The following is a 24,408-nucleotide window of genomic DNA, read 5'->3' on the forward strand; positions in this document are numbered from 1 at the left end:
GTCCCTTCTGCTCTGCGACGCACGCCCTAGGGGAACGCGCCGGTCAGGACGGAGTGCGTCAGCGCGCGGCGCCGGACGCCTTCGGGGTCAGCCGGGCGCGGATGACACGCACGGCCGTCTCCGCGTTGTCCACGGTGATCGTGAACGTGTGGCCGTCCCACAGGCGCAGCACCACGGCCTCGCCACGGCGTACGACGACGGCGGTGCCCTTCTCGGGCCGCCAGCGGTAGCCCCAGCCGCCCCACTCGTGGGGGGTGACGCACGGGGCGAAGTCGGCGTCGGCGACCTGGGACAGGGGGATGCGGCGGCGCGGCACGCCGATGTGGCCGCAGCGGACTTCGAGGAAGTCCTCGTCGACCTTCACCGAGACGTGCACGAACGCGAGCGTGCCGAAGAGGACGAGCAGTCCGGCCGCGATGCAGCCGACGACGGCCATGATGAGCGGGGCGGCACCGGACGTCCACGCGGAGTCGACCGCGAGTTCGATGCCCAGTGCCATGCAGGCGGCACCGCCGACCGCCAGCAGCCATTGGCCGCGGTTGGTCGCGCGGCCGGTCCAGACCTCGGGGTGCGGGCTTTCGGAGGTGCCCGGCTCGCCGTGGGGGTGCTCCCTCATGGCTTTGAGACTACTCAGATTCCGTAGCGCGGGCACCTGGTCGCGGAACGTTACTGCTCCGTGCGGGCGGCCAGCGCCAGACTGGTGATCTGGAGCAGTTTGCCCTCCTCGTAGGCCAGGGCAGGGGCGGGCAGCGCGCCCTCGCGGCCACTGAGGAGGACGGTCAGCGTCGACTCGGTCCAGTCGGCCTCGGGCTTCGGCAGCTCCCCGATGCGGCGCAGCGCCTGGGCGGCCACGGCGCCGGCGGAGCCGTGCAGGACGAGGGGCGGGAGGCCGGGCTGCTGGACGGCCGCGCGGATGCGTTCGGCGACCAGTTCGTAATGGGTGCAGCCGAGGACGACGGTCGTCACGTCGTCGGGGGTGAGCGCGGCGGCCGCGGCGATCGCGGCGTCGATCGCCGCGTCGTCGGCGTGCTCCACCGCTTCGGCCAGTCCCCAGCAGGGCACCTCGGTGACCGCCACACCGTCGGCGAACTCCTCGATGAGGCCGCGCTGGTAGGGGCTGCCGGTGGTGGCGGGCGTCGCCCAGATGCTGAAGGGGCCGCCGCCGGACGCGGCCGGCTTGATCGCCGGGACCGTGCCGATGACGGGCAGCCCGGGTTCGAGGAGGGCGCGCAGGGCGGGCAGGGCGTGCACGGACGCGGTGTTGCAGCCGACGATCAGGGCGTCGGGCCGGTGCGCGGCCGCCGCCTCGGCGACGGCGAGGGCGCGCTCCGTCAGATCCTCCGGGGTGCGCGGGCCCCAGGGCATGCCGTCCGGGTCCGAGGAGATCACCAGATCCGCGTCGGGCCGCAGTCGCCGTACCGCGGCGGCGGCGGGGAGCAGACCGATACCGGAGTCCATGAGCGCGATCTTCACCCGGCCACGATAGACGATGGCCTCGGTAGGGCCGCTCCGGTGGGGCAGACTTCGGGCGTGAGCGCCATCGCGTGGACCGCCGCCGGATCACTCGCCGCCTGGCTGTGGCTGCTGCTGGGCCAGGGCTTCTTCTGGCGCACGGATGTGCGCCTGCCGCCCCGTCGGGATCCCGACGACTGGCCGTACGTCTGTGTCGTCGTCCCCGCCCGTGACGAGGCCGCCGTGCTGCCCGACAGCCTGCCGTCGCTGCTCGCCCAGGACTACCCCGGCCGGGCCGAGGTCTTCCTGGTCGACGACGGCAGCTCGGACGGCACCGGTGACCTGGCCCGTGAGCTGTCCCGACGCTTCGGCGGGCTGCCCCTGACCGTGTCCTCGCCCGGGGAGCCGCCCGCCGGCTGGACGGGCAAGCTCTGGGCCGTACGGCACGGAATCACGCTGGCACGCGCGCGTGGACCCGAGTTCCTGCTGCTGACGGACGCGGACATCGCGCATCGGTCGGACAGCCTGCGCTCCTTGGTGGCGGCCGCGCGCACCGGCGGGTTCGACCTCGTGTCGCAGATGGCCCGGCTGCGTGCCGAGAGCGTCTGGGAGAAGCTCGTCGTCCCCGCCTTCGTGTACTTCTTCGCCCAGCTGTATCCCTTCCGCCGGATCGGCGTACGGGGTTCGCGTACGGCGGCGGCCGCGGGTGGCTGTGTGCTGCTGAGCGCCGAGGCCGCCGAGCGGGCGCGTATCCCGGACGCGATCCGGCAGGCGGTCATCGACGACGTGGCCCTGGCCAGAGCGGTCAAGAGGAGCGGGGGCCACATCTGGCTCGGGCTGGCGGAGCGGGTGGACAGCGTGCGTCCCTACCCCCGGCTGCACGACCTGTGGCGCATGGTCTCGCGCAGCGCCTACGCCCAACTGCTGCACAACCCGCTGCTGCTCGCCGGCACGGTCCTCGGTCTCGCGCTGGTCTACCTCGTCCCGCCGGTCGCGTTCCTGACGGGTCCGGCCCTGGGGGACTGGCCGACAGCACTGCTCGGCGGGCTCGCCTGGCTGCTGATGACGGCGACGTACGTGCCGATGCTCCGCTATTACCGCCTGTCCCTCCGGCTCGCTCCGCTGCTGCCGTTCACCGCGTTCCTGTATCTGCTGATGACGGTCGACTCCGCGGTGCAGCACTACCGGGGGCGCGGTGCGGCCTGGAAGGGCCGCACCTACGCGCGCCCGCAATCGGTGCCGGAAGAGGGCTAGTCCCGCACCGGAGCTCCGCCCGTACGGAGGCGGCGGGCTATTTCCTGCCGGGGGTCCAGTTCATCCCCCACCCGTAGGCGTAGTCGACCGTGCGCTGCGGGCTCACGCCGCGGTCGGGGACGAGGTAGCGGGCCTCGCGCTGGACGATGAGGTCGCCGCCCTGGTTGGTGATGAGGGCGAGGGCACAGACGGTGGAGGGGACGGTGCACTCGTCGAGGGAGAAGTCGATGGCTGCGCCGTGCTGCGGCTGGAGGGTGACGGTGGCGTGCAGATCGGCGAAGGAGCGGGCGCCCTCGTAGATGGTGACGAAGATGAGGATGCGCCGGAAGGCGTTGATGTGGTCGAGGTTGACGGTGAGGTTCTCGCCACTGCTCACGGCGCCGGTGCGGTCGTCGCCGTCGAGGTGGATGAACGGCGGCTGGCGCAGCGACCCGAAGGCGTTGCCGAGCGACTGGACGACGCCCTTGCTGCCGTCGGCCAGTTCGAACAGCGCGCACAGGTCGAGGTCGAGGTCCGCGTGCATGGCGACGGCCCGGCCCAGCTTGCTGCCCCACCCCTTGAACTGCTTGCGCACCTCCCAGTTGAGGTTCACGCGCAGGGCGCCGGAGGTGCCACCCTGCTTGGTCAGGGAGACCGCCGGGGCCTCCTTGGTGAGCGTCACCTTGGTGAGGCGGACCGGGGTCGGGGGTGCCACGGGCGGGGTGGGCGGCGGGGGCGGGGCGGTCGTCACCGGGGGCGGCACGGTGACGGGAGGCGCGACGGGGGCGACGGGCGCCGGCGCGGGTGCGGCCGTCGTCGTGTGCTGCGGCTCGTCCACCGTGATGCCGAAGTCGGAGGCGAGACCCTCGAGCCCGCTGCTGTAGCCCTGGCCGACGGCGCGGAACTTCCAGGCGCCCTGTCGGCGGTAGAACTCCCCGAGGACGAAAGCGGTTTCGACGCCGGCGTCCGCGCTGTCGAAGCGCGCGACCTCGGTGCCCGCCCGCTCGTCGAGCACGCGGATGTACAGCCCGGGCACCTGACCGAAGGTGCCGCCGTCCGCCGACGCGACGAGCACCACGGTTTCGATGGCGGGCTCCACGCGGGCGAGGTCGACGACGAGCGAGTCGGTCACCTGGCCCCCGGCCTCGCGTTTGCCGTCGTGCCGGATCGCACCGGAGGAATGCGCGGGCTGGTTGTAGAAGACGAAGTCGGCGTCCGAGCGCACTTTCCCGCCGACGAGCAACAGCGCCGAGGCGTCCGTGTCGGGCACGCCCGGTCCGGAGCGCCAGCCCAGTTCCACGCGTAGCGCGGTCGTCGGCACCGCGGTGTTCGATCCTTTCGGCATTGACATGTCCGCCCCCATCAGAAGGTCACCCAGAAGATCGTCACCAGGCCGCGTCGCTTGCGGTCCGTCGGATCCGGCCGGATCCGCTGTCGGCCAAACCTATTCCCCCGGGGCCCGGAACCCCCAGAACCCGTACCGAAAGATCCTTGGCCAACCGCCGGTAACCCACTGGGAACTCTGCCTTTACACGATCAGAACGCACTTTGCCGCCCCTTTTCGCCGAGTTCGCTCGCATTGGGGATCCAGCGTCACTGCCGACACGGAAAACAACCCTCTTATCGGTCTCCCCAACCAGCACATCGTGGGCTTAACTTATGTGCCATGACCTCCCCCCGCTCCACCTACGGCGGCGGTTACTACTCCGCCTCGTCCTTCGCGGACACCCCGATCTACGACTCTCTCGTCGCCGAGCGGGGAACCCCTCAGATCGCCCCGATCCGGGTACCCGCCCAGTACGACACCCCGGGCAGCAATCTGCCCGCGCTACCGTCGGCGCTTCCCGCGCTGCCGGCGGGCCCCTCCCAGCCGTCCCCCGCCTACGGTTATCCGCAGGCCCAGCAGCCCTCGCCGCTCCAGCAGGCGCCGAACGCGTACATCCCGCAACAGGCCGCCGCGCCGCGCGGCTACCCGGGCGCACAGCCGCAGCAGCAGCGTCCGATGGCCGGCTACGAGGCCATGCGCCCGGCGGCTCCGCGCCCGGCCCAGGCGGCCCCGTACCAGCAGGACCCGTACAACGGTCAGCAGTACCGCGGGTACTGAGGCACTTGGAATATTTCGTGTGGGGTTGTCACGGCCTGCTGGCAGGATGACCCCATGGGGAATCCGTCGCTGCACTCGATCCATGTCCACCCGCTCAAGGCGGCCCGGGGCTTCGCCCCCGACGAGGCCGTCGTGGAGCCCTGGGGACTGGCGGGCGACCGCCGTTGGGTGCTGGTCGACGACTCGGGCAAGGTCATCACTCAACGTCCGCATCCGCGTATGGCGTTGGCCGCCGCCGGGCTGAAGCCCGACGGCGGTCTCTTGCTGTCCGCGTCCGGCCGTACGCCGCTCACCGTCCCCGTGCCCGAACCGGACGGCACGGTCACCGTGGAGATCTGGCGGGACAAGGTGGAGGGGGTCCCCGCCGACGCCGCGGCGCACGCCTGGTTCAGCGACTACCTGGGCGTCCCCGTGCGGCTCGTGCACCTCGACGACCCGGCGACCCGCCGCCCGATCGACCCCGAGTACGCCCGCCCCGGCGAGACCGTCAGCTTCGCCGACGGCTACCCCCTGCTGCTCACCGCACTCTCCTCGCTGGACGCACTCAACTCCCTGGTCGCACAGGGCGACCACCCCGAAGAGGGCCCGCTCCCCATGAGCCGGTTCCGGCCGAACGTGGTGGTCGACGGCACGGACGCCTGGGCCGAGGACGACTGGCGGCGCGTCGCCATCGGCGAGGTCACCTTCCGGGTCGCCAAGATGTGCGGCCGGTGCGTGGTGACCATCACCGACCAGGACACCGCCGAGCGCGGCCGTGAGCCGCTGCGCACGCTTGCCCGCCACCGCCGCTTCGGCGACAAGCTCGTCTTCGGGCAGAACCTTGTTCCGGAATCCGGGGGCACGGTACGGATCGGCGATCCGGTCCGGGTGCTCGAATAGCGAGTTCGATCTCGATGAGATCTGGGCGTTCTCGCGGCAACCCCGGTGCCCCACTTGAAAATTCAATCTCCTACGATTCGGTTCGCGTGTAGGGAACACGCGCCCTGGGTCCGGCCGTTGAGTCTTCGTGAGAAGTTCATGAGAAGGCCGGTGGGAGGGTGATTTCCCTCTCTCTTGAACGGGACCGCACGTGGACGGCTCCGCCAGGGGTTATCACGGACGCGGAAGGGGGTGTGGGGCTGTGCGGGCAATCGGTGGGCTACGGGCGTTCGGCGGGCTGTGGCGCTGGCGGCACAATCCGCTGCGGCGGACGACCGATCTGGTCGAGGCCTGGCTGGCGTTCGCGGCCCTCTTGCTGATCTTCGTCGCCGCGCCCCTGATCGGCGCCGTCGTCGGCACCACCGCCCAGGGCGCCCTGCAGCAGGCCGTGCGCGACCAGATGCAGACCCGCTACCGGGTGACGGCCACTGTCGTCAAGAAGGTCGACGGCTCCCCGCTGGACCCCGATCCCGAGACCGCCACGAACCGCGACCGGCAGAGCCGGGTCGTCGCCGACTGGACCGGCCCGGACGGCACCGACCGGCACGGCACGGTCATGGCGAACCTCAAGATCCCGAAGCCCGGCGACCACTTCACGCTGTGGACGGACCGGCAGGGCCGCATAGTGGGCCGCCCCCTGGACACCGCCACCGCGACGACCCACGCGGTGCTGGCCGGATTCGGCTCCACCGTGCTCGCCGCGGGGCTCGTCGAGGGCGGCAGACGACTGATCGTCTGGCGCATGATCCGCCGCCGGTACGCCCGTTGGGACCGGGCATGGGACAAGGCGGGGCCGGACTGGGGCAGGACGGGCACGGGCAGCTGACCGCCTTCCCACTCCGGTCAACTCCCCATGCCCGCGCACGCTACGGTGGACCGACCAGCCGAACTCTTCGGCATCGACCCGCGTTCCACGAGGTGGGGGCACAGCAACGCCATGGCACAGGGCACGGTCCAGGTGACGCACACCGGTACATCGCGGTGGCGGCGCCGCACGGGTGAGTACACATCGCTCGCCGCAGCCCTGGAGGCCGCGAGCGACGGCGATGTGCTCATCGTCGCCCCGGGCACGTACCGGGAGAACCTCGTCGTGCAGCGCGGGGTCACGCTGCGCGGCCCCGAGGGCTCGCCCGGCTCGGTCCGCATAGCGCCCGTGGACGGGGTGCCGCTGACCGTGTCCGCCTCGGCCGTGGTGCAGGACCTGCATGTCGAGGGCCAGGACGCGGCGGCGCCCGCGCTGCTCGTCGAGGACGGCACGCCCGAGCTCCTGGACCTGCGGATCGTCACCCGGTCCGCGGCCGGCATCGAGGTGCGCGGCGGCGCCCGCCCCACGGTGCGACGCTGCACGGTCGACAACCCGGCCGGGATCGGCATCGCCGTGGTCGACGGCGGCGGTGGCGTGTTCGAGGAGTGCGAGGTCGTCGCGGCCGGCCAGGCCGGTGTCGCGGTGCGTGGCGGCGGCCATCCGCGCCTGGAGCGGTGCCGCATCCACCACACCTCGGGCTCGGGCCTGACGGCGACCGGGGAGAACTCCGCGCTGGAAGCGGTCGGTTGCGAGGTCTACGAGGTCCGCGGCAGCGGAGTGCAGATCACCGGGCGGGCCACGGCCCATCTCACCGACTGCGATGTGCACCGTACGACGGCCGACGGGGTCACGCTCGACACGGACGCCGTACTCACCCTCGCGGACTGCCGTATCCACGACATCCCGGAGAACGCGGTGGACCTCCGCTCGCGCTCCGTCCTCACCCTGACCCGCACGACGGTACGGCAGTTCGGGCGCAACGGACTGTCGGTGTGGGACCCGGGCACCCGCGTGGACGCCAACCAGTGCGAGATCTTCGACAGCACCGGCGACTACCCGGCCGTCTGGGTCAGCGACGGCGCGACGGCGGTGCTGGAGTCCTGCCGGGTGCACGACGTGCCGGACGCGCTGTTCGTGCTGGACCGCGGCTCGCGCGTGGACGTCGTCGACAGCGACCTGTCGCAGGTGCGGAACACGGCCGTGTCGGTGAGCGACGGGGCGACCGCCCAGCTCGACGACTGCCGGATCCGGGACGCCGCCACGGGCGCCTGGTTCCGTGACCACGGCAGCGGCGGCACGCTCAACGGCTGCACCGTGGACGGCACCCAGACCGGCGTGATCGTCACCAAGGGCGCCGACCCGACCGTCGAGCGCTGCACGGTCACCTCGCCCGCCGAGGCCGGGTTCTATGTCTCCGCCGAAGGCCGCGGCAGTTTCCTCAACTGCCGGGTGACGGGGAGCGGTGGCTACGGCTTCCACATCATCGACGGCTGCCGGGCGACGCTGCGCAAGTGCCGTACGGAGCGTTGCGCGCGGGGTGGTTACGAGTTCGCGGACGGCGGCTCCGGCCCCGCGGGCGGTGGCCCGGTGGTCGAGGACTGCACCAGCGACGAGAGCGCGGGGGTACGGCCCCCGGCCGCGCCGGAGACCGCCACCCAGACCACGGTCCGGTCGCCCGGCCTGCTGGGCTCGATCCCGGCCCAGCGCACCACCGATCAGCCGCTTCCGGCCGCCGTGCAGCCCGAGACGCCGACGCGGGCCTCGAAGGCCGTGCTCGGTGAACTCGACGCGCTGGTCGGTCTGGACAGTGTCAAGCGTGAGGTCCGCGCCCTCACCGACATGATCGAGGTGGGCCGCCGCCGCCAGCAGGCCGGCCTCAAGGCGGCGTCGGTCAAACGGCACTTGGTGTTCACGGGCTCCCCCGGCACCGGCAAGACGACGGTCGCCCGCCTCTACGGCGAGATCCTGGCCTCGCTCGGTGTCCTGGAGAAGGGGCATCTCGTCGAGGTGTCCCGCGTGGACCTGGTCGGCGAGCACATCGGCTCCACGGCGATCCGCACCCAGGAGGCCTTCGAACGGGCCCGTGGCGGTGTGCTGTTCATCGACGAGGCGTACGCGCTGTCGCCGGAGGACTCGGGGAGGGACTTCGGCAAGGAGGCCATCGACACCCTGGTGAAGCTGATGGAGGACCACCGGGACGCGGTGGTGGTGATCGTCGCGGGCTACACGGCCGAGATGGAGCGCTTCCTCACCGTCAACCCCGGAGTGGCGTCCCGCTTCTCACGGACCATCACCTTCGACGACTACGTCCCCGACGAACTGCTGCGCATCGTGGAGCAGCAGGCCGAGGAGCACGAATACCGGCTGGCGGCGGGCGCGGGCGAGGCGCTGCTGAAGTACTTCACGGCGATCCCGAAGGGCCCGGCCTTCGGCAACGGCCGTACCGCGCGGCAGACGTTCGAGGCGATGGTCGAGCGGCACGCGAGCCGGGTGGCCCAGGTCGACGAACCGAGCACGGACGACCTGACGTTGCTCTACGCGGAGGACCTGCCGGAGCTGTCGTAGCGGACGTTCCTGGGGTTAACCCCAGGGGGCGAACCCCACCACAGGTGTGCTGTCGGCCGGATGGGACCGGAGTGATCCGGCGGACAGCATGATCCCCATGACGCATCGCACCCGACGAGCCCTGGTCCTGGCCCTCTCCGTCTCGGCCGCCGCCACCGCGCTGACCGCCGTCACCGGCCCGGCGGCCGCCACGGCCACCCCCTCCTCCCCCACCCTCACCTGGCGCCCCTGCCCCCAGTCCGACGGCCCCGCCGGTCAGGAGTGCGCGGAGCTGCCCGTTCCGCTCGACTACCGCGACCCGGACGGCCCGCAGCTCACCCTCGCCGTCTCACGGGTGCGCAGCGAGAACCCCGAGGCACGGCGCGGCACACTGCTGGTGATCCCGGGCGGGCCGGGCGGCTCCGGCCTCAGGCGGCTCACGCAGCAGGGAAAGGCCCTGCAGCGGGAGCTCGGCGACGCGTACGACATCGTCGGCCTCGACCCGCGCGGTGTGGGCGGCAGTACGCGGACGAGCTGTGAACTCTCCGCCAACGACCGGCACTTGACGACGCTGCGGTCCTGGCCGGCGCCCGACGGCGACATCGCCGAGAACGTGGCCCGGTCCCGGCGTATCGCCGAGGCCTGTGCGACGAACGGCGGGGCGGTGCTGCGCAGTCTCACCACCGCCAACGAGGTACGGGACATCGAGCGCTTCCGACAGGCACTGGGCGAGGACCGGCTGTCGGCGTACGGCGTGTCGTACGGGACCTATGTGGGCGCCGTCTACGCGCAGAAGTACCCGGAGCGGACCGACCGTTGGGTGCTGGACAGCAATGACGACCCGAATCCCCGGCGGGTCGCGCGGGGCTGGCTGGCGAACATGGCGAGGGGTGCGGAGGACCGGTTCCCTGACTTCGCCGCCTGGGCCGCCGACCCGGCACAGGAGACCGCGGGCCTGCGGCTCGCCGAACGGCCGGAGGACGTAAGGCCGTTGTTCCTGTCCCTGGCGGCCGAACTGGACCGCGCGCCGAGGGCGACGACCACCAAGGGCGTCCCCCTGACCGGCAACCGGCTGCGACAGGCCATGCAGACCGCTCTCTACAACGACACCTCGTTCGACGAACTGGCCCGGCTGATACGGCAGGCCATGGACCCGAAGGCGACACCGGTCCTCACACCCGACGTGGCCGGGCCGATGAGCGACGAGGACGCGGCGGTGACCCTCGCGGTGATCTGCAACGACGTGCGCTGGCCCGCGTCGGTGGACGCGCACGAGCGGGCCGTGGCCGACAGCCGGGTGCGGTATCCGCTCACGGCCGGGATGCCCGTGAACATCACACCGTGTTCCTTCTGGAAGAACGAGCCGGTGGAGAAGCCGACCCGGATCACCGACGACGGGCCGTCCAACATCCTCATGGTCCAGAACCGGCGGGACCCGGCCACCCCCTACGCCGGTGCCCTGAACCTGCGGGCCGCGCTGGGCGACCGGGCCCGGCTCGTCACGGTGGAGAGCGGCGGGCACGGCGCGTATCTCGGGACGGGGAACGCGTGTGGCGACCGTACGGTCACGGCATTCCTCCGCACGGGACAGCGGCCGGCGCGGGACGTCTCGTGCCCGGACGACTGACCTGGGCCGTGGGCGGAGCGTGTGCTAGGACGGCCGGGGCTTGGGCAGCTCCGGGCCGATGCGCGCCAGCAGGTGTTGCCGCTCGTGGGCGAAGGCCGGGTCCGCCTGGTAGTCGGAGTGGCCGAGGATCGGGGCAGGCAGCGGGTGGGCGCCGGTGCGGCCGTAGGCGAGCGGGTCCTGGAAGGGCTCCGCGTCGACCTGCGGCGCGCAACCGCCGCTCAGGTGCACGGGGCCGCCGATGGGATCGGTGAGGCGGTACAGGTTGCGCCAGCAGTCGACCTCGCGGTGCAGGGAGGCGAGCGGCTCGGGACCGAAGTGGGCGGGGAACCAGCGCCCGTACAGCCGCTCCAGCGGTGAGCCGTAGGTGAGCAGTGCGACCCGCTTGCGGACCGAGGGGGTCAGCTGCCAGGCGGCGGCCGCCGCGAGGACACTGCCCTGGGAGTGTCCGGAGATGACGAGCCGGCCGCCCGTGGTGCGGGTCCAGGTGGCCATGCGCCAGGTCAGGTCGGGTACGGCCCGCTCGGCGTAGCAGGGCGGTGCGAAGGGGTGTGCGGCGCGCGGCCAGAACGTGCCCACGTCCCAGAGGATGCCGATCGTGCGGCGCGCGGAGGCGTCCTTGTAGGCCCGGCGGCCCCAGGTGACGAACAGCAGGAAACCCACGCCGATCAGCCAGGACCCCAGTGCCTGCGCGGTCTGGGCGGCGCCCGCGACGACGTCGTACGAGTGGTGCGCCGCCTTCGCCGGTGTCTGGCGCGTCGCCAGGGCGCCGGTCAGGGCTCCGGCACCGAGCAGCAGGGTCACGGTGGAGGTGATGCCGATGATGCGGGGCGCCCGGTCGGTGAGGGCCGCCATGGCTCGGGTCCGGGCGATGCGGCGGGTGCGGCCGGCGTCCTGGGACTCGCGCTCCTCGGCCGGCGGGTCCGCGGATTCCTGCCTCGCTCGTCCTTCCGCCGCTCCGTCCCCTTCCTTTTCCTTCAGTCGCTCTTCCGCTCGGTGCGTGTGTTGGTGCCGGCCCTCCACGAGGCCGTACTCCCGCTCCACCGCCGCCGTCTCCGCCCGCCGCAGGACCCAGGTGCGGCGGGCCAGCCAGCCGAGGAGGCCGAGGACGACCAGGAGGAGGGGCGGGATGACGGAGGCCTGCCAGGTGAGGAGGACGGGCGGGCCGGGCAGGGCGTCGTCGGTGCCGCCCAGCCAGTCGGCGACGCGTTGGGCGACGCCGGCGGACATCACGCCGCCGAGGGCGCAGGCGAGCATCGCGACGGCGGGGCCGGCCAGCCCGTACATGGCGGTGCGCGGCTCGGGGCGGGAGCGGTACAGGATGTGGGCGACCACGCCGAGCGCGACGACCAGCAGGCCCTGGACCAGGGTGATCCCGCCGAAGGTCATGTCGCCCGGCAGCCGCCCCGCCGACCGCCAGCCGGGGCGGGACCACCCGGCGTACACCATGGCCAGGACGAGCAGGGCGATCGAGCAGGCGGGCAGGCGGCGGATCAGATGCTCGTCCAGGTGCTTGTCGAGGCGCCGCTCGCTGCGGCCCCGGCGGCACACCACCCACACCACGCTCACCGCGAGCAGGACGAGTGCCGTGTTCAGCAGCCAGCCCAATAGCTCCAGGACGGCGGGGCCGCCCGCCCGGCGGTCGTGGCGGGCGGCGGACGTGCCGACGGCCGCCACGACCGTCAGGAAGCCGGCCGCGACGTGGGCGGCGCGCAGTCTTGCCACGAGGCGGCGCCCGTACCAGAAGCCGGGCCGGCCGAGTGCGACGCGTGCCGAGTCCTCTACGTCGGGTGCGACTCCTGCCGGCTTCTGGTCGTCGGGTGCGACGCCTGCCGGCTTCTCGTCGTCGGGACGGGCGTCGTCGCGGTCCATGGGGCGCTGGGACTCGTACTCGCTCCAGGTGCGGTGGGAGAGGTACCACAGGAGGCCGGTCAGCGCGGTGGGCACCAGGGCCGCCAGGGCGAGGCGGCGGCCAGGCTGGCTCCACCAGCCGCCGTCGGAGACGGCCGGAGAGAGGAAGCCGAGCCAGGTGTGCGCCTCCGCGCACGCGCGTGCGCCCGCGCACTGCCAGGCGGTCAGGTCGAGCGCGACCTCGCAGGCCGCCGCGACGAGCAGCACGGTCAGGGTCAGGCCGGCCAGGCGGACGATGAGGCCGTAGAGGCGTACCGTGCTTCGGCGGCCGCGGGTGCTGGGGCGCATCCAGTGGGCGAGGTTGACGACCATGAACGGCAGCAGCAACAGCCACAGGGCACGCGAGCTGTTCCCGGAGGTGAGGTTGCACCAGACATAGGCCTCGGGGACGGGCTTGCCGCGGTAGTCGGCGGGACGTTTCTCCGCGTCGGCGTCGTCGATGCGACGGAAGACCGCGGCCGTGTCGTCGCCGGTGATCCGGATCGTTCGGGGATCGTCCAGCATGCGTTCGGGAGTGGTACCACCGACGCCGTGGACGAGCAGCTCAAGGGCGTTCCCGTCCGTCGTGGACCGGCCGGAATACGGCTGCCCGCCCTCTTCCATGGGCTCCGGATGTTCCCTGGGTTCCGTATGTGTCGTATGTTCCCTCGCACGATCCACTGTTCCGCTTCCCCCGTGATGCGCCGCAAGTCAGGTGTGATGTGCAGGCACTGATGATCGCCCCTGCGGGGGCCTCGTACACCTGTGGTCACCGAATCTCCCCGATCCGTGTGATAGTGGCGGGCGCGAGGAACGGAGCGTGATGTGCTCGCGACTGGGCAGGTAGTGGCGTCACCGGTGGTGGGGCGTGCGAATATGGGGCGTCCTCGGGACCGGGGACAGGGGGAATGTCCTCGTCGGAGGGGGTATGGAAGGCGTGTCGGGTGTGATGGGGCGAGAGGACCGGAGCGGGCGTGAGTGAGAACCAGAACCTCCTCGCGGAGCAGCGCCGAGCCCTCATCCTCGACGAGGTACGACGGCGGGGCGGGGTCCGGGTCAACGAGCTGACACGCAAACTCGGCGTGTCGGACATGACGGTGCGTCGCGATCTGGACGCACTCGCCCGCCAGGGCGCGGTGGAGAAGGTGCACGGCGGCGCGGTGCCGGTGGCCGAGGCGAGCACGCACGAGCCTGGCTTCGAGGCGAAGTCCGGGCTGGAGCTGAGCGCCAAGGAGGACATCGCGCGTGCCGCCGCGGAGCTGGTCGCTCCGGGTTCGGCGATCGCCCTGTCGGGCGGTACGACGACGTACGCGCTGGCGCACCGGCTGGTGGACGTGCCGGATCTGACCGTGGTCACCAACTCGGTGCGGGTCGCCGATGTCTTCCATGCCGCCCAGCGCACGACCGGCCCCCGCCAGGGGGCGGCGACCGTGGTGCTCACCGGTGGGGTGCGGACGCCGTCCGACTCGCTGGTGGGGCCGGTGGCCGATCAGGCGATCGCGGCGCTCCACTTCGATGTGCTGTTCCTCGGGGTGCATGGCATATCGGTCGAGGCGGGGCTGTCCACGCCGAATCTGGCGGAGGCCGAGACCAACCGGCGGCTCGTGCAGTCGGCGCGGCGGGTCGTGGTGGTGGCCGACCACACCAAGTGGGGGACGGTGGGGCTGAGTTCGTTCGCGGCACTCGAGCAGGTGGACACCTTGGTGACCGACGCGGGGTTGCCCGCGCAGGCGCGGGCCGAGATCGCCGAGCACCTGCGGCGGCTGGTGGTGGCCGGGGAGGACTCCGACGACGACGCGGATGCCTGAGCGTCGTTCCGTCGACGGCGGTCCGCGAACCGCGAGTCGTTCGTGCCTGGTGGCGCAGTCCCCCGCGCCCCTAACGGGGCGCTGCCCACACGCCTGTGTGCAGCAGTGACTCGATGGCTGCCACGTAGGGGTCGATGTCCAGGCCCTGCCCCCTCAGCCACTCGTCGGAGTAGTACTTGTCCAGGTAGCGGTCGCCCGGGTCGCACAGGAGGGTGACCACGCTGCCGTGGCGGCCCTCCGAGACCATCTCGGCGATGATCTTGAGGGCGCTCCAGAGGCCCGTTCCCGTCGAGCCACCGGCCTTGCGGCCGATGGCGTTCTCCAGGGCGCGTACGGCGGCGACGCTGGCGGCGTCGGGCACCTTCATCATGCGGTCGACGGCGCCGGGGACGAAGCTGGGCTCCATGCGGGGGCGGCCGATGCCCTCGATACGGGAGCCGCAGTCGCAGGTGACGTCGGGGTCGCCGGTGGTCCAGCCCTCGAAGAAACAGGAGTTCTCGGGGTCCGCGACACAGATGCGGGTGTCGTACTGCATGTAGTGGACGTAGCGGGCGATGGTCGCGGAGGTGCCGCCGGTGCCGGCGGTGGCGACGATCCAGGCCGGCTCGGGGAAGCGTTCCAGCCGGAGCTGGCGGAACACTGATTCGGCGATGTTGTTGTTGCCGCGCCAGTCCGTGGCCCGCTCGGCGTAGGTGAACTGGTCCATGTAGTGGCCGCCGGTCTCCCCCGCGAGGCGGGCCGACTCCTCGTACATCTTCCGTGAGTCGTCCACGAAGTGGCAGCGGCCGCCGTGGAACTCGATCAGGCGGATCTTCTCGGCACTGGTCGTGCGGGGCATGACAGCGATGAAGGGGACGCCGATCAGTTTGGCGAAGTACGCCTCGGAGACGGCCGTGGAGCCGCTGGATGCCTCGATGACGGGGCGGCCCGGCCGGATCCAGCCGTTGCACAGGCCGTAGAGGAAGAGGGAGCGGGCGAGGCGGTGCTTGAGGCTGCCGGTGGGGTGGGTCGACTCGTCCTTGAGGTACAGGTCGATGCCCCATCTCTCGGGCAGCGGGAAGCGCAGCAGATGGGTGTCGGCGGAGCGGTTGGCGTCGGCCTGGACCTTGCGCACGGCTTCTTTGAGCCAGGTGCGGTACTCGGGGTCGCTGTGATCGACGTCGAGGGTGGCGCCAGGACGGGTGGGGCGGGGGGTGCTCACGGCGTGCTCCTCACGCATTGCGCCGACGGCGGATCGCGGCGTCGGACACCCCGATGATAAACACCTTCCGCACGCTTCTCACCTGCATAAACATGCCTTTGAGCCCCTCAAAGGCACTCCTGTGGCAGTCATGCGCGGGGCGCATGGGGGGCGCATGCCGCGCGTGCGCCGGAACCCCGCCCCCGACCCACCGTGCGCACTGGTGCTCGACGCGAGGGACGTGCAGACTTCACCGCACGGGCCAGTAGACGCCGCCGGGGCCGCGCAGGGGGAAACGACCTCGGGCACACTGGATCACGGTCCGCGACGGACCAGACGACGGAGACAGCCGAAGCGCACTAGGGGGCGGGGTACATGGCCGAGCCGGAGTTCACGGCCACGGGCGTGCGGATCGGAAAGAGGCTGCGGCAGCTCACCCGGGCGGGGCAGGTCCGGATCGAGGGCGGCCGGCTGCAGTTGCTGACCAGTTACGGCAGCGAGATCGACAGTGCCCCGGTGCAGGCGGTGCGCGCCTCGAAGCCCTGGTTCGCGAACGAGGACCGGGCGTTGGCCGACGTCAACGGCACCAGGTACACACTCACCCTGAACGAGCACGACCCGGCTCCGGGGAAGCCCGGTCCGCCCTCGGCGCGGCGGTTCATAGAAGCGGTGCGCCGGGCCGCGGGGCGCAGCGGCTGACGGATCGCGAGTTGCGGGACCGGACCCCCTGAGTCACTCTGGTCTCACGTCACTCTGGGTTTACCGGCGATAACGCTGCGAACCAGCCCGCCGGCCACGTCAGCGGGCGGCGGTCGTAGACAGCCACCCCACGAACAGGCGGCAGCCCCGGCTTCCGCCCACACCAGGCGGCAGTCGTAGGCGGCCGCACCACAGCAGGCGGCGTTTTTCGCCCAGCCACCTCGCTGGATCCGTACTCCGATCTTCTTCCGGACTCAATTCGGGGAGTCGCAGCCGTGATCAGCCAGCAAAGCAGGCACTGCACGGTGGAGCTCCAAGCCCTGCCGTCGCGGATCGGCCAGGTCCGCAGAATCGTATCTGCGCAATTGCGCTACTGGCATCTGGATCCCTTGATAGAGCGGGCCGCACTCGGGGTGACCGAGCTGCTGTCCAACGTCCACCGGCACGCGGAGCCGGACAAGATGTGCACCGTGGAGATGGAGTTGCTCCTCGGCCGGCTCACGGTCTCGGTGCACGACAACGACCCCCGCCTCCCGGTCGTCCAGGACGCGGAGCCCTTCGCCACCTGCGGCCGCGGTCTCGCCATGGTCGCCGCGGTGAGCGAGAGCTGGGGCGTGCGGCCGCACGGCGAGTCGGGGAAGGTCGTCTGGTTCACGCTGCCGGCGTCCTCGGCCGCGGTGCCGAAGATCTCGCCGTACGACGCCGGACAGACGCTCGACGTCGGCCAGACACTCGACGCCGGACAGCCGTACGACACCGGACGTCGGCCCGCCGCGCGTGGGCGCAGGCCCGAACACGCTCCCGCCCGGTCGGCCGTCGCAGGCTGACCGGGCGGTGACCCACTCGCCGTCCATCGGCAACAGGTCGCGCATCGCCACCTGTTCACACATGGCGGTTGTCCGTACGTCATTTGGTGCCGACGGCCAGCGGAACGTCCAGGCGTGCCGCCCGCCGGGCCGGATGCGGCCCCGCGGGCGCTCCGGCCGCGAGTCGCACGGGTCGCAGCGCGAAGATGCACCCACGTCGAGGACATCGAGGAGCGCAAGCGGCGTGAGCTGCGGGGCTGGCGTACGAGGCGGGCGGCGCCGCCGGCTCCCCCGCTCGGGTGGCCGTGCGGGGGCGGCGGCCGGTGCCGGGCGGGGTGCCGTTGGGAAGTGACAGGTCACCGCACCCCGATCCGTACCCCGATCCGAGGAAAGGCCCCGCCCCTGGCACTGGAGATGCGCGACCGCTGCGAGCGCTGGGGGACGACGACCCTGCCCGTCGGCGCCCCGGCCCGTATCTGCCCGTACGAGTGCACGTTCTGTCTGTCCTGCGCGAGGCCATGGGCGAGGTCTGCCCCGATTGCAGCGGGGAACTGGTGGCCAGACCTCGCCGCCGGGCGGTCGCATAGAGGCGTCAGGCGTCAGGCGTCAGGCGTCAGGCGTCAGGCGTCAGGCGACCGAGATGTCCACCGACGGCCGGAGCTTTGCCGCCGAGGCGAGGGCCTCGTGGACGGGATGGGTGTCGAAGGACGCCAACAAGGCCTGGTCGGCGGGGTGTTCGGCAGCAGGGTAGGCGATCTGCTCGTAGGCGGTCTGGAAGCGCGGGCCCCAGCGGCGGGCGCCGAGGCGCGCCGTGCGGGAGCAGTTGTCGACCATGTGCGCCACATCGCGGGCGTGCATGTAGGGCAGGAGGGAGTCGACGGCCTCGATGACGGACTCGTTGACGATCTCCGACCACGGGTGGCCGCGTTCGGCGAACTCGTCGATCTGCGCGGTCATGGTGGCGACGAAGACGCCGGCGGTGAACGGGTCGACGGGCAGGTCACGTTCGCCCCGGCGGGCACGGACCCGGTCGCTCACGGACCACATCGGTGAGCCGCCGATCCCGCTCATCGGGCGGGCGCCGAGGCGGCGTTCGGCCAGGATGACGCTGCGCAGTTCGGTGCCGTCTGCGACCTCGTCGTAGATCTCCGCGACGATCTCACGGGCGGGCCCGTACGTGGCCGTGAAGGCGCGGTCGAAGACGTCCCGGCCGACCGTGTCGAGGCCCTCGCGGACCGCGCGGAGCCCGGTGTGGGAGACGGTGCGGGCGATGGGGCCGGTGATGTTCTCGCAGGAGCGTTCGTACGAGGTCAGTTCGTCGTCCCCGGCGAGCCGGTAGCGGGTGTACAGGCTCTCGACGATGCCGTGGACGGCGCCGAGCAGGATGGCGCGCTCGCCGACGATGTCGGAGAGGTACTCGCTCTCCAGGGTGGTGCGGAAGGTGTACGGGGAGCCGAGGGCGACCGACCAGGCGAGGGCGCGGTCGGTCGCGTTGCCGTCGGGGTCGGCGTGGACGGCGTAACTGCTGTTGATCCCGGCGCCGTTGATGTCGGCGCCCTGCTCGTACAGACGGCGGACCGAGTCGCCCATGCCCTTGGGGCAGACGGCGACGACTCCGTGTCCGGGCGGGAAGTCGCCGCCGGTCTCCCGCAGGTGGCCGAGAAGGAAGCCGTGGGAGAGGCCGATGGTGGCGCCGGGCTTCAGGGCGGCGAAGATCTCCCGGTGGTGGGCGGCGAGGGCCGCGTCCGCGATCAGGAGGACGACGAGGTCGCTCTCGGCGGTGACGGCGAGCCAGTCGCCGAGGGTGCCGTCCGCCTCGGTGAAGCCGTGGGCGCGGGCGTCGGCGGCCGATGCGGAACCGGGGCGCAGTCCGACGGCGACGGTGATGCCGGAGCCGGAGAGGGAGTCGCGCAGGTTGCGGGCCTGGGCCCGGCCCTGCGGTCCCCAGCCGATGACGCCGATGCGGCGCACCCCGGCGAAGGCCTGCGGCAGCAGTGGGAAGAGATGGCGGCCGCCACGCAGGATGCTCTCGGTGCCGCCGGGCACGTCCATGGTTTCGAGGGCGAAGACAGTAGAGGTGGAGGTGGAGGTGGAGGTGGTCATGGGGGAGTTGTAGGGTCCCGGCGAGTGTTGCGACAAGCGCAACCTTTGCAGCGGAGTGTTGCAGAAGGTGAAAGATCCAGGTGGGCGGGTATGCGGGACGATCATCGCGAGCTTCGGCTGTTCCTTCATCTGGCCCGGACGCTGAACTTCGGCCGGACCAGCCTGGACTGCCATGTCAGCCCGGCGACCCTGACCCGTACCGTGCAGCGGCTGGAGTCCGACCTCGGGCACCGGCTCTTCGACCGGGGGCCGAGGGGCGTCTCGCTGACGGCCGAGGGGCATCGCTTCCGGGAGTACGCCGCGCGGGCACTGGAGTTGTGGCGCGCGTTCCGCGAGGAGCATCCGGACCCCGCCGAACTCACCGGGCGGCTGGCCGTGTTCGCGACGGTGACGGCATGTCAGGCGCTGCTGCCGGATCTGCTGACGCCCTTCCGTGCGGCCCATCCGCAGGTCCGCCTCGATCTGCGCACCGGTGACGCCGCTGCCGCGCTGGCCAGGCTGGACGAAGGCGAGGTGGACGTGGCGGTCGCGGGCATCCCGGTACGGCTGCCGGAGCCGCTGGTGAGCCGGACGGTGGCGACGACGGACCTGGTGTTCGTCACCGCGCGCCACCGTGCGGACCCCGGACTCGACGGCCCCTTCGTCCTCCCCCACCGCGGTCTGGTCCGCGACGCCGCCGACCGCTGGTTCCGCACCCGCGGAACCGCACCCGCCCTGGCGGCCGAGCCGGAGGGCCACGAAGCGCTGTTGACCCTCGTCGCGCTGGGCTACGGCACCGGTGTGGTCCCCCGGCTGGTGCTCGACCACAGCGCCGTACGCGACCGGCTCACGGCCATCGCCGCCGACACGCCTCCGGAGCCGTTCCCGATCGGACTGTGCGTGCGGCGGGCGGATCTGCGGCGGCCACAGGTGGCGGCGTTGTGGAGTCTCACGGCGGAGTTCACCTTCCGATCACCCTAGGGACAACTTCCGTCCCCTCCAATGCAATTGCCCATTTCCCGCCCCCCTCCGAATTCGGAATTACCGCTTTCACTTCTCACCGGCGGCACAACCATCGTCGAGCGACAGACCTCTAATTCGGCGAATCGACGATGCACGGGGAATGGCGGGGTCCAAAGAAAATGAAGTGGGTCGCTCAACGGCCGCAGGGAAAAGCCGCTCTGTTCTCCGCCGCGTTCGCCGTCGCCGTGCTCTGCGCCGCCGATTTCGTCGCCCGCAGCCATCCGTTCGGGCCGCGCACCCGGAGCGTCAACGACCTGGGCAACCAGTACGTGCCGTTCCACGCGCACCTGTGGGACCTGCTGCACGGCAGGGGCGACGGCGGTCTGCTCGTCAACTGGCGGTCCGGGTTCGGCTCCAGCTTCCTGCCCGACCTCGGCACGTACGTCAGCAGCCCGTTCGCCCTGCTCGTGGCGGTGTTCCCGAGGGACGAGATCGACCTCGCGGTGTACGTGGTCACTCTGCTGAAGGTGGCGTCGGCCGCCGCCGCGACGGCCTGGCTGCTGCTCGCCCTGCGCCCGGGCCGCTGGTGGGCGGCGGGCCTGCTCGGCTCGTCGTACGCACTGTGCGGCTGGACCCTGGCGGACGCGGTCCACAACCCCATGTGGCTCGACGGCCTGATCTGCCTGCCGCTGCTGTGCCTGGTCGGCGAATGGGCCCGGCGGGGGCGGCGTCCGTTCCTCTGTGTGCTGATCGTGGCGCTCGCCTGGACCGCCAACTTCTACACCGCGTACATGGCGACCCTCGCCGCCGGCCTGGTGCTGCTGCTCCGGCTGTGGCTCAGCGACCTCTCGCGCCGGCAGCGGCTGCGGGCGGTGGGCCGCGCCGCCCTGGTCACCGTCCTCGGCACGGGCCTGGCCGCGCCGCTGGTGACAGTCGTGTACTTCGGCACCCGGCACTCCTTTCCGGGCCGCAAGCGGCAGTTCGTGCCCGTCCCCACCGAGGACCTGCTCGCCCGGCTGCTGCCGGGGACGTACGGCTACGGGACGCCGGCCGTGTTCGTGGGCACCACCGCGCTGCTGCTCGCGCTCGCCCTGCCCTTCCACCGGGCGGCCCCGGCCCGGGTGCGCGCCGGGTGGACGCTGCTGGTGTTGGGGGTGGCCCTGTCGATGCAGTGGGGGCCGACGCATCTGCTCTGGCACGCCTTCGCCACCCCGCAGGGCAGCTCGTACCGTCAGGCCTTCGTGCTCTGCGCGCTGCTGGTGATCACCGCCTGGCACACGCTGTCGTACGGCGTCCCCGGCCCGCGTGCGCTGGGCGCGGCGGGTGCGCTGCTCGCGCTGGTGATCGCCTTCGCGAGCGGCGGGGAGCGGACGCTGCGCGCCTTCAGTCTCCCGCTCGCCGTGCTCGCCGCCGTCGGCGCGCTGGGCGGTCTGGTCCTGCTCGGGGTCAGGCGCGAGGGCGGCCGGCCCCTCGCGGTCCTCGCCGTGGCGCTGCTCGTGTGCACGCAGTTCGGCGAGGCCGCCGTGACCTCCGCCGCGGACACCCGGCTGCGGCTCGGGCACATGGACGACTACGCGCCCTGGGGCGCGCGCCAGCGGGACCAGGCGGCGGCGATCGCCGGGGCCGACGGCTGGCCCCGCTACCGGATCGACCCGGGTCGGGAGCAGACCGTCGGCAACGACCCGCTGCTGGTGGGCGGGCAAGGTGCCCAGTACTACAGCAGCCTCACCTCGGACGTGCTCAGCCGGACGCTCACCGCCCTCGGGGGCGGCTGGACCTCGCGCGGGCGCAGTGTGCAGAGCCTGGACAACGCCGTCACGGACGCGATCTTCTCCGTCGGGGCCCGCGTGCACTCCCCGCCGGACCCGCACCAGAACTGGTTCCCGCAGGACGGCAGCCGGGTGACCGTGACCCGGCAGGACGTGCCACCGCTGGTGACGGTGCGGCCGCACGCCGACCGCGCCGACGGCCCTACGGACCTCTCCGCCTTCGGGCCGTCGCCGTACCGCAACCAGGAACTGCTGCTGGGCGCGCGGGTGTACACGGTGCCCCGGCTCACGGTGCGCACCGCCGCCGGGAAGCCGCCGTCGGCCGGTGACGACGGGCGGCCGGGTGTGCGGGTGGGCCCGCTGCCGTATGCGAGCGCAGCGCGGAAACCGACGATCACGGGCGGTTGCCCGGCAGGGTCCGAGCTGTATCTGTGGGCGCCGCACCTTTCGGGGACCGCGCGGCTCGCCGACGGTTCTGCCTCCGGTGCGGAGCCGACCGGGCGGTTCCGGTCCGACCAGCCCGTCACCAAGATCGCTCCCATGCAGCGGCTGGGCAGGGTCGGCGACCTGGGGCGGTTCCGGATCGAGCTGTCGCCGAACAGGACGAGCCTCGTCCCGGAGGGCGCCGTCGGCTGCCTGGACACCACGCGGCTGCGCACCGCGGTCGAGGAGCTGAAGGCCACGGGCGCCACCCGCGTGAGCGTGTCCGACGGCACCATCAGGGCCGAACTCCCGGCCCACAGCACGGGGGTCGCCGTCGTCGCGGCGCCCCGGATCTCCGGCTGGCGCTGTGCCGCCGACAGCGCGCCCGCCGTACCCGCCAAGAACTTCCACGGGCTGATCGCCGTCCCCCTGTACGGCTCCGCCAGCAGCGTGACCTGCACGTTCCACCCGCCCGGACTGCGCCTGGGCACGGCGGTCGGGGCCGTCTCGCTGACCGCCGTGCTGCTGCTCGGGGCGACGGGCGCGGTCCGCCGCCGTCGGGCCCGGGTGGCGCTCACCCGCGTACGCCCGGCCATCGCCCGGCCATCGCCCGACGACCCGACCGCACGCGAGCGCGTGACCACCGCTCCTTGAACCGCATCCCTGGGGGACCAGCATGCTCATCTCGATCGTCGCACCCTGCTACAACGAGGAAGCCGTCGTCGCGCGCTTCCACGAAGAGATCCAGAAGGCCGCGGAGGAACTGCTGCCGCTCGGCCACGACATGGAGTTCGTGTACGTCGACGACGGCAGCCGCGACCGTACGCTCGCCGTCCTGAAGCAGCTGGCGGAGCTGGACGCACGCGTCCGGTACGTCTCGTTCAGCCGCAACTTCGGCAAGGAGGCGGCGCTGCTCGCGGGGTTGCGGCACGCCTCGGGCGACTCCGTGATCGTCATGGACGCCGACCTCCAGCACCCGCCGGAACTGATCCGCCGCATGGTCGACCTGCGTGAACAGGGCTACGACCAGGTCATGGCCCGCCGTACCCGGACCGGCGACGGCCTCCTGCGCACCGCCACCGCCCGGCTGTACTACCGGCTGGTCAACCGTCTCGTCGACGTGGAACTCGTCGACGGCGTGGGGGACTTCCGGCTGCTCTCCCGCCGCGTGGTCGACTCGGTCCTGGACCTCACCGAGTACAACCGCTTCTCCAAGGGCCTCTTCGCCTGGGTCGGCTTCCCGGGCACGACCTTCGAGTACGAGAACGCCGTGCGCGAACACGGCCGCAGCTCCTGGAGTTTCCGGTCGCTGCTCGACTACGGGCTCGACGGGCTCCTCTCGTTCAACAACCGGCCGCTGCGGGCCGCCCTCCACCTCGGCCTGTGCCTGCTGGTCTGCGCGGGGCTCTACACGGCGTGGATCGTGGGCGTCGCGCTCGTCAAGGGCGTGGAGACACCCGGCTATGTCACCATCGTCATGGCCGTCACCGCCCTCGCCGGCGTACAAATGATCATGCTCGGGGTGATCGGGGAGTACACCGGCCGGATCTACTACGAGGTGAAGGGGCGCCCGCACTTCCTGGTGAAGGCGACCAATGTGGAGCAGGCGGAGCAGGTGGAGCAGACGGAGGGGCACGCGGCGTGCGGCACGACGAAGGACCTCATTCGCTGATGGGGACGGCGACGCGTACGCAGACACTCCCCGAGGCCCGCCCGATGCCAGAGCGCCACATATCGGGACAGATCATCTCCTTCGCTCTGGTCGGCGTGGTCAACACGGCGACCTACTACGGCCTTTACCTGTTGTTTCTCAATGGGCTTCCTTATCTGGGCGCGCATATTCTCGCGTTCGCACTGAGCATGACGGGTTCGTTTTTCCTGAACGCGCGATTCACCTATCGCACCAGCCCCACCTGGCGGAAATTCCTGTTGTTCCCGCTGACCAACGCCACGAACTTCCTGATCACGACGGTGGGTGTGTATGTGATCGTGGACGTCCTGCACGCCGGGAACCGGTTCGCCCCGCTGCTCGCGTCGGGCGCGGCGATTCCGGTGACGTTCGCGGTGTCCCGCATGATCATGCTCCGGGGTTCCCGGGCCCGGTGAAA

General features: G+C 71.8%; 19 protein-coding genes and 1 pseudogene. 14 read left to right on the forward strand and 6 right to left on the reverse strand.

What is annotated here, in order from left to right; genetic code table 11:
* Positions 1–58 precede the first annotated feature (58 nt).
* A complete protein-coding gene (locus OG202_RS05165) occupies positions 59–616 on the reverse strand; it encodes a hypothetical protein (RefSeq protein WP_327731168.1) in 558 nt (185 codons plus the stop codon).
* A 50-nt stretch (positions 617–666) separates the two neighbouring features.
* Positions 667–1,473 carry a glutamate racemase gene (locus OG202_RS05170; RefSeq protein ID WP_326584945.1) on the reverse strand — a complete coding sequence of 269 codons (807 nt, stop codon included), beginning with the start codon at positions 1,471–1,473 and terminating at the stop codon, positions 667–669.
* A 57-nt stretch (positions 1,474–1,530) separates the two neighbouring features.
* Here OG202_RS05170 and OG202_RS05175 point away from each other — a divergent pair, with 57 nt between their 5' ends.
* Positions 1,531–2,706 (forward strand): glycosyltransferase, encoded by a 1,176-nt coding sequence (locus tag OG202_RS05175; RefSeq protein ID WP_327731167.1) that lies wholly within the window; start codon positions 1,531–1,533, stop codon positions 2,704–2,706.
* Between the two features lie 37 nt (positions 2,707–2,743).
* On the opposite strand, the gene OG202_RS05180 is transcribed toward OG202_RS05175, so the two are convergent.
* On the reverse strand, positions 2,744–4,036 hold the full coding sequence (locus tag OG202_RS05180; RefSeq protein ID WP_327731166.1) for a TerD family protein: 1,293 nt from the start codon (positions 4,034–4,036) through the stop codon (positions 2,744–2,746).
* Between the two features lie 315 nt (positions 4,037–4,351).
* Between OG202_RS05180 and OG202_RS05185 the strand changes: the two genes are divergently transcribed.
* From OG202_RS05185 to OG202_RS05205, 5 genes are all read left to right on the forward strand, one after another.
* Positions 4,352–4,789, forward strand: coding sequence for a DUF6643 family protein (locus OG202_RS05185; protein WP_326584942.1), 438 nt, complete (start codon positions 4,352–4,354; stop codon positions 4,787–4,789).
* Between the two features lie 54 nt (positions 4,790–4,843).
* Positions 4,844–5,668 carry an MOSC domain-containing protein gene (locus OG202_RS05190; protein WP_328222339.1) on the forward strand — a complete coding sequence of 275 codons (825 nt, stop codon included), beginning with the start codon at positions 4,844–4,846 and terminating at the stop codon, positions 5,666–5,668.
* A 241-nt stretch (positions 5,669–5,909) separates the two neighbouring features.
* Positions 5,910–6,533, forward strand: a complete 624-nt coding sequence (locus OG202_RS05195; RefSeq protein WP_328222341.1) for an Rv1733c family protein — start codon at positions 5,910–5,912, stop codon at positions 6,531–6,533.
* A 111-nt stretch (positions 6,534–6,644) separates the two neighbouring features.
* Entirely contained in the window at positions 6,645–9,077 is a 2,433-nt protein-coding gene (locus tag OG202_RS05200) for a right-handed parallel beta-helix repeat-containing protein (RefSeq protein ID WP_327732344.1), read from the forward strand.
* 97 nt (positions 9,078–9,174) lie between these two features.
* Positions 9,175–10,683 carry an alpha/beta hydrolase gene (locus OG202_RS05205; protein WP_327731163.1) on the forward strand — a complete coding sequence of 503 codons (1,509 nt, stop codon included), beginning with the start codon at positions 9,175–9,177 and terminating at the stop codon, positions 10,681–10,683.
* Between the two features lie 24 nt (positions 10,684–10,707).
* On the opposite strand, the gene OG202_RS05210 is transcribed toward OG202_RS05205, so the two are convergent.
* The gene (locus tag OG202_RS05210; protein WP_328222344.1) at positions 10,708–13,194 is read right to left on the reverse strand and encodes a hypothetical protein; all 2,487 of its coding nucleotides are present in this window, start codon (positions 13,192–13,194) and stop codon (positions 10,708–10,710) included.
* 350 nt (positions 13,195–13,544) lie between these two features.
* Between OG202_RS05210 and OG202_RS05215 the strand changes: the two genes are divergently transcribed.
* Positions 13,545–14,378 carry a DeoR/GlpR family DNA-binding transcription regulator gene (locus OG202_RS05215; protein WP_326584937.1) on the forward strand — a complete coding sequence of 278 codons (834 nt, stop codon included), beginning with the start codon at positions 13,545–13,547 and terminating at the stop codon, positions 14,376–14,378.
* A 70-nt stretch (positions 14,379–14,448) separates the two neighbouring features.
* Here OG202_RS05215 and OG202_RS05220 read toward each other — a convergent pair whose 3' ends face one another.
* Complete coding sequence (locus OG202_RS05220; RefSeq protein ID WP_328222346.1) at positions 14,449–15,579, reverse strand: PLP-dependent cysteine synthase family protein; 1,131 nt, start codon at positions 15,577–15,579, stop codon at positions 14,449–14,451.
* Positions 15,580–15,933: 354 nt separating this feature from the next.
* Between OG202_RS05220 and OG202_RS05225 the strand changes: the two genes are divergently transcribed.
* From OG202_RS05225 to OG202_RS46420, 3 genes and pseudogenes are all read left to right on the forward strand, one after another.
* Positions 15,934–16,257, forward strand: a complete 324-nt coding sequence (locus OG202_RS05225) for a hypothetical protein (protein WP_326584935.1) — start codon at positions 15,934–15,936, stop codon at positions 16,255–16,257.
* Positions 16,258–16,532: 275 nt separating this feature from the next.
* Positions 16,533–17,084: an ATP-binding protein gene (locus OG202_RS05230; protein ID WP_326584934.1), complete on the forward strand. Its 552-nt coding sequence runs from the start codon at positions 16,533–16,535 to the stop codon at positions 17,082–17,084.
* Between the two features lie 393 nt (positions 17,085–17,477).
* Positions 17,478–17,540 (forward strand): annotated as a pseudogene (locus tag OG202_RS46420) (DUF1272 domain-containing protein); the annotation flags it as partial.
* A 150-nt stretch (positions 17,541–17,690) separates the two neighbouring features.
* Here the strand turns inward: OG202_RS46420 and OG202_RS05240 are convergent.
* Complete coding sequence (locus tag OG202_RS05240; protein ID WP_327731160.1) at positions 17,691–19,166, reverse strand: ketol-acid reductoisomerase; 1,476 nt, start codon at positions 19,164–19,166, stop codon at positions 17,691–17,693.
* Between the two features lie 90 nt (positions 19,167–19,256).
* Between OG202_RS05240 and ilvY the strand changes: the two genes are divergently transcribed.
* From ilvY to OG202_RS05260, 4 genes are all read left to right on the forward strand, one after another.
* Positions 19,257–20,126 (forward strand): HTH-type transcriptional activator IlvY, encoded by an 870-nt coding sequence (ilvY, locus tag OG202_RS05245; RefSeq protein WP_328222348.1) that lies wholly within the window; start codon positions 19,257–19,259, stop codon positions 20,124–20,126.
* Positions 20,127–20,287: 161 nt separating this feature from the next.
* Positions 20,288–22,954: a YfhO family protein gene (locus tag OG202_RS05250; RefSeq protein WP_328222350.1), complete on the forward strand. Its 2,667-nt coding sequence runs from the start codon at positions 20,288–20,290 to the stop codon at positions 22,952–22,954.
* Between the two features lie 22 nt (positions 22,955–22,976).
* Positions 22,977–23,972, forward strand: coding sequence for a glycosyltransferase family 2 protein (locus OG202_RS05255; RefSeq protein WP_327731157.1), 996 nt, complete (start codon positions 22,977–22,979; stop codon positions 23,970–23,972).
* A 44-nt stretch (positions 23,973–24,016) separates the two neighbouring features.
* On the forward strand, positions 24,017–24,406 hold the full coding sequence (locus OG202_RS05260; RefSeq protein ID WP_327732343.1) for a GtrA family protein: 390 nt from the start codon (positions 24,017–24,019) through the stop codon (positions 24,404–24,406).
* Positions 24,407–24,408 lie beyond the last annotated feature (2 nt).

The sequence above is a fragment of the Streptomyces sp. NBC_00310 genome, from assembly GCF_036208085.1.
Classification (GTDB): Bacteria; Actinomycetota; Actinomycetes; order Streptomycetales; family Streptomycetaceae; genus Streptomyces.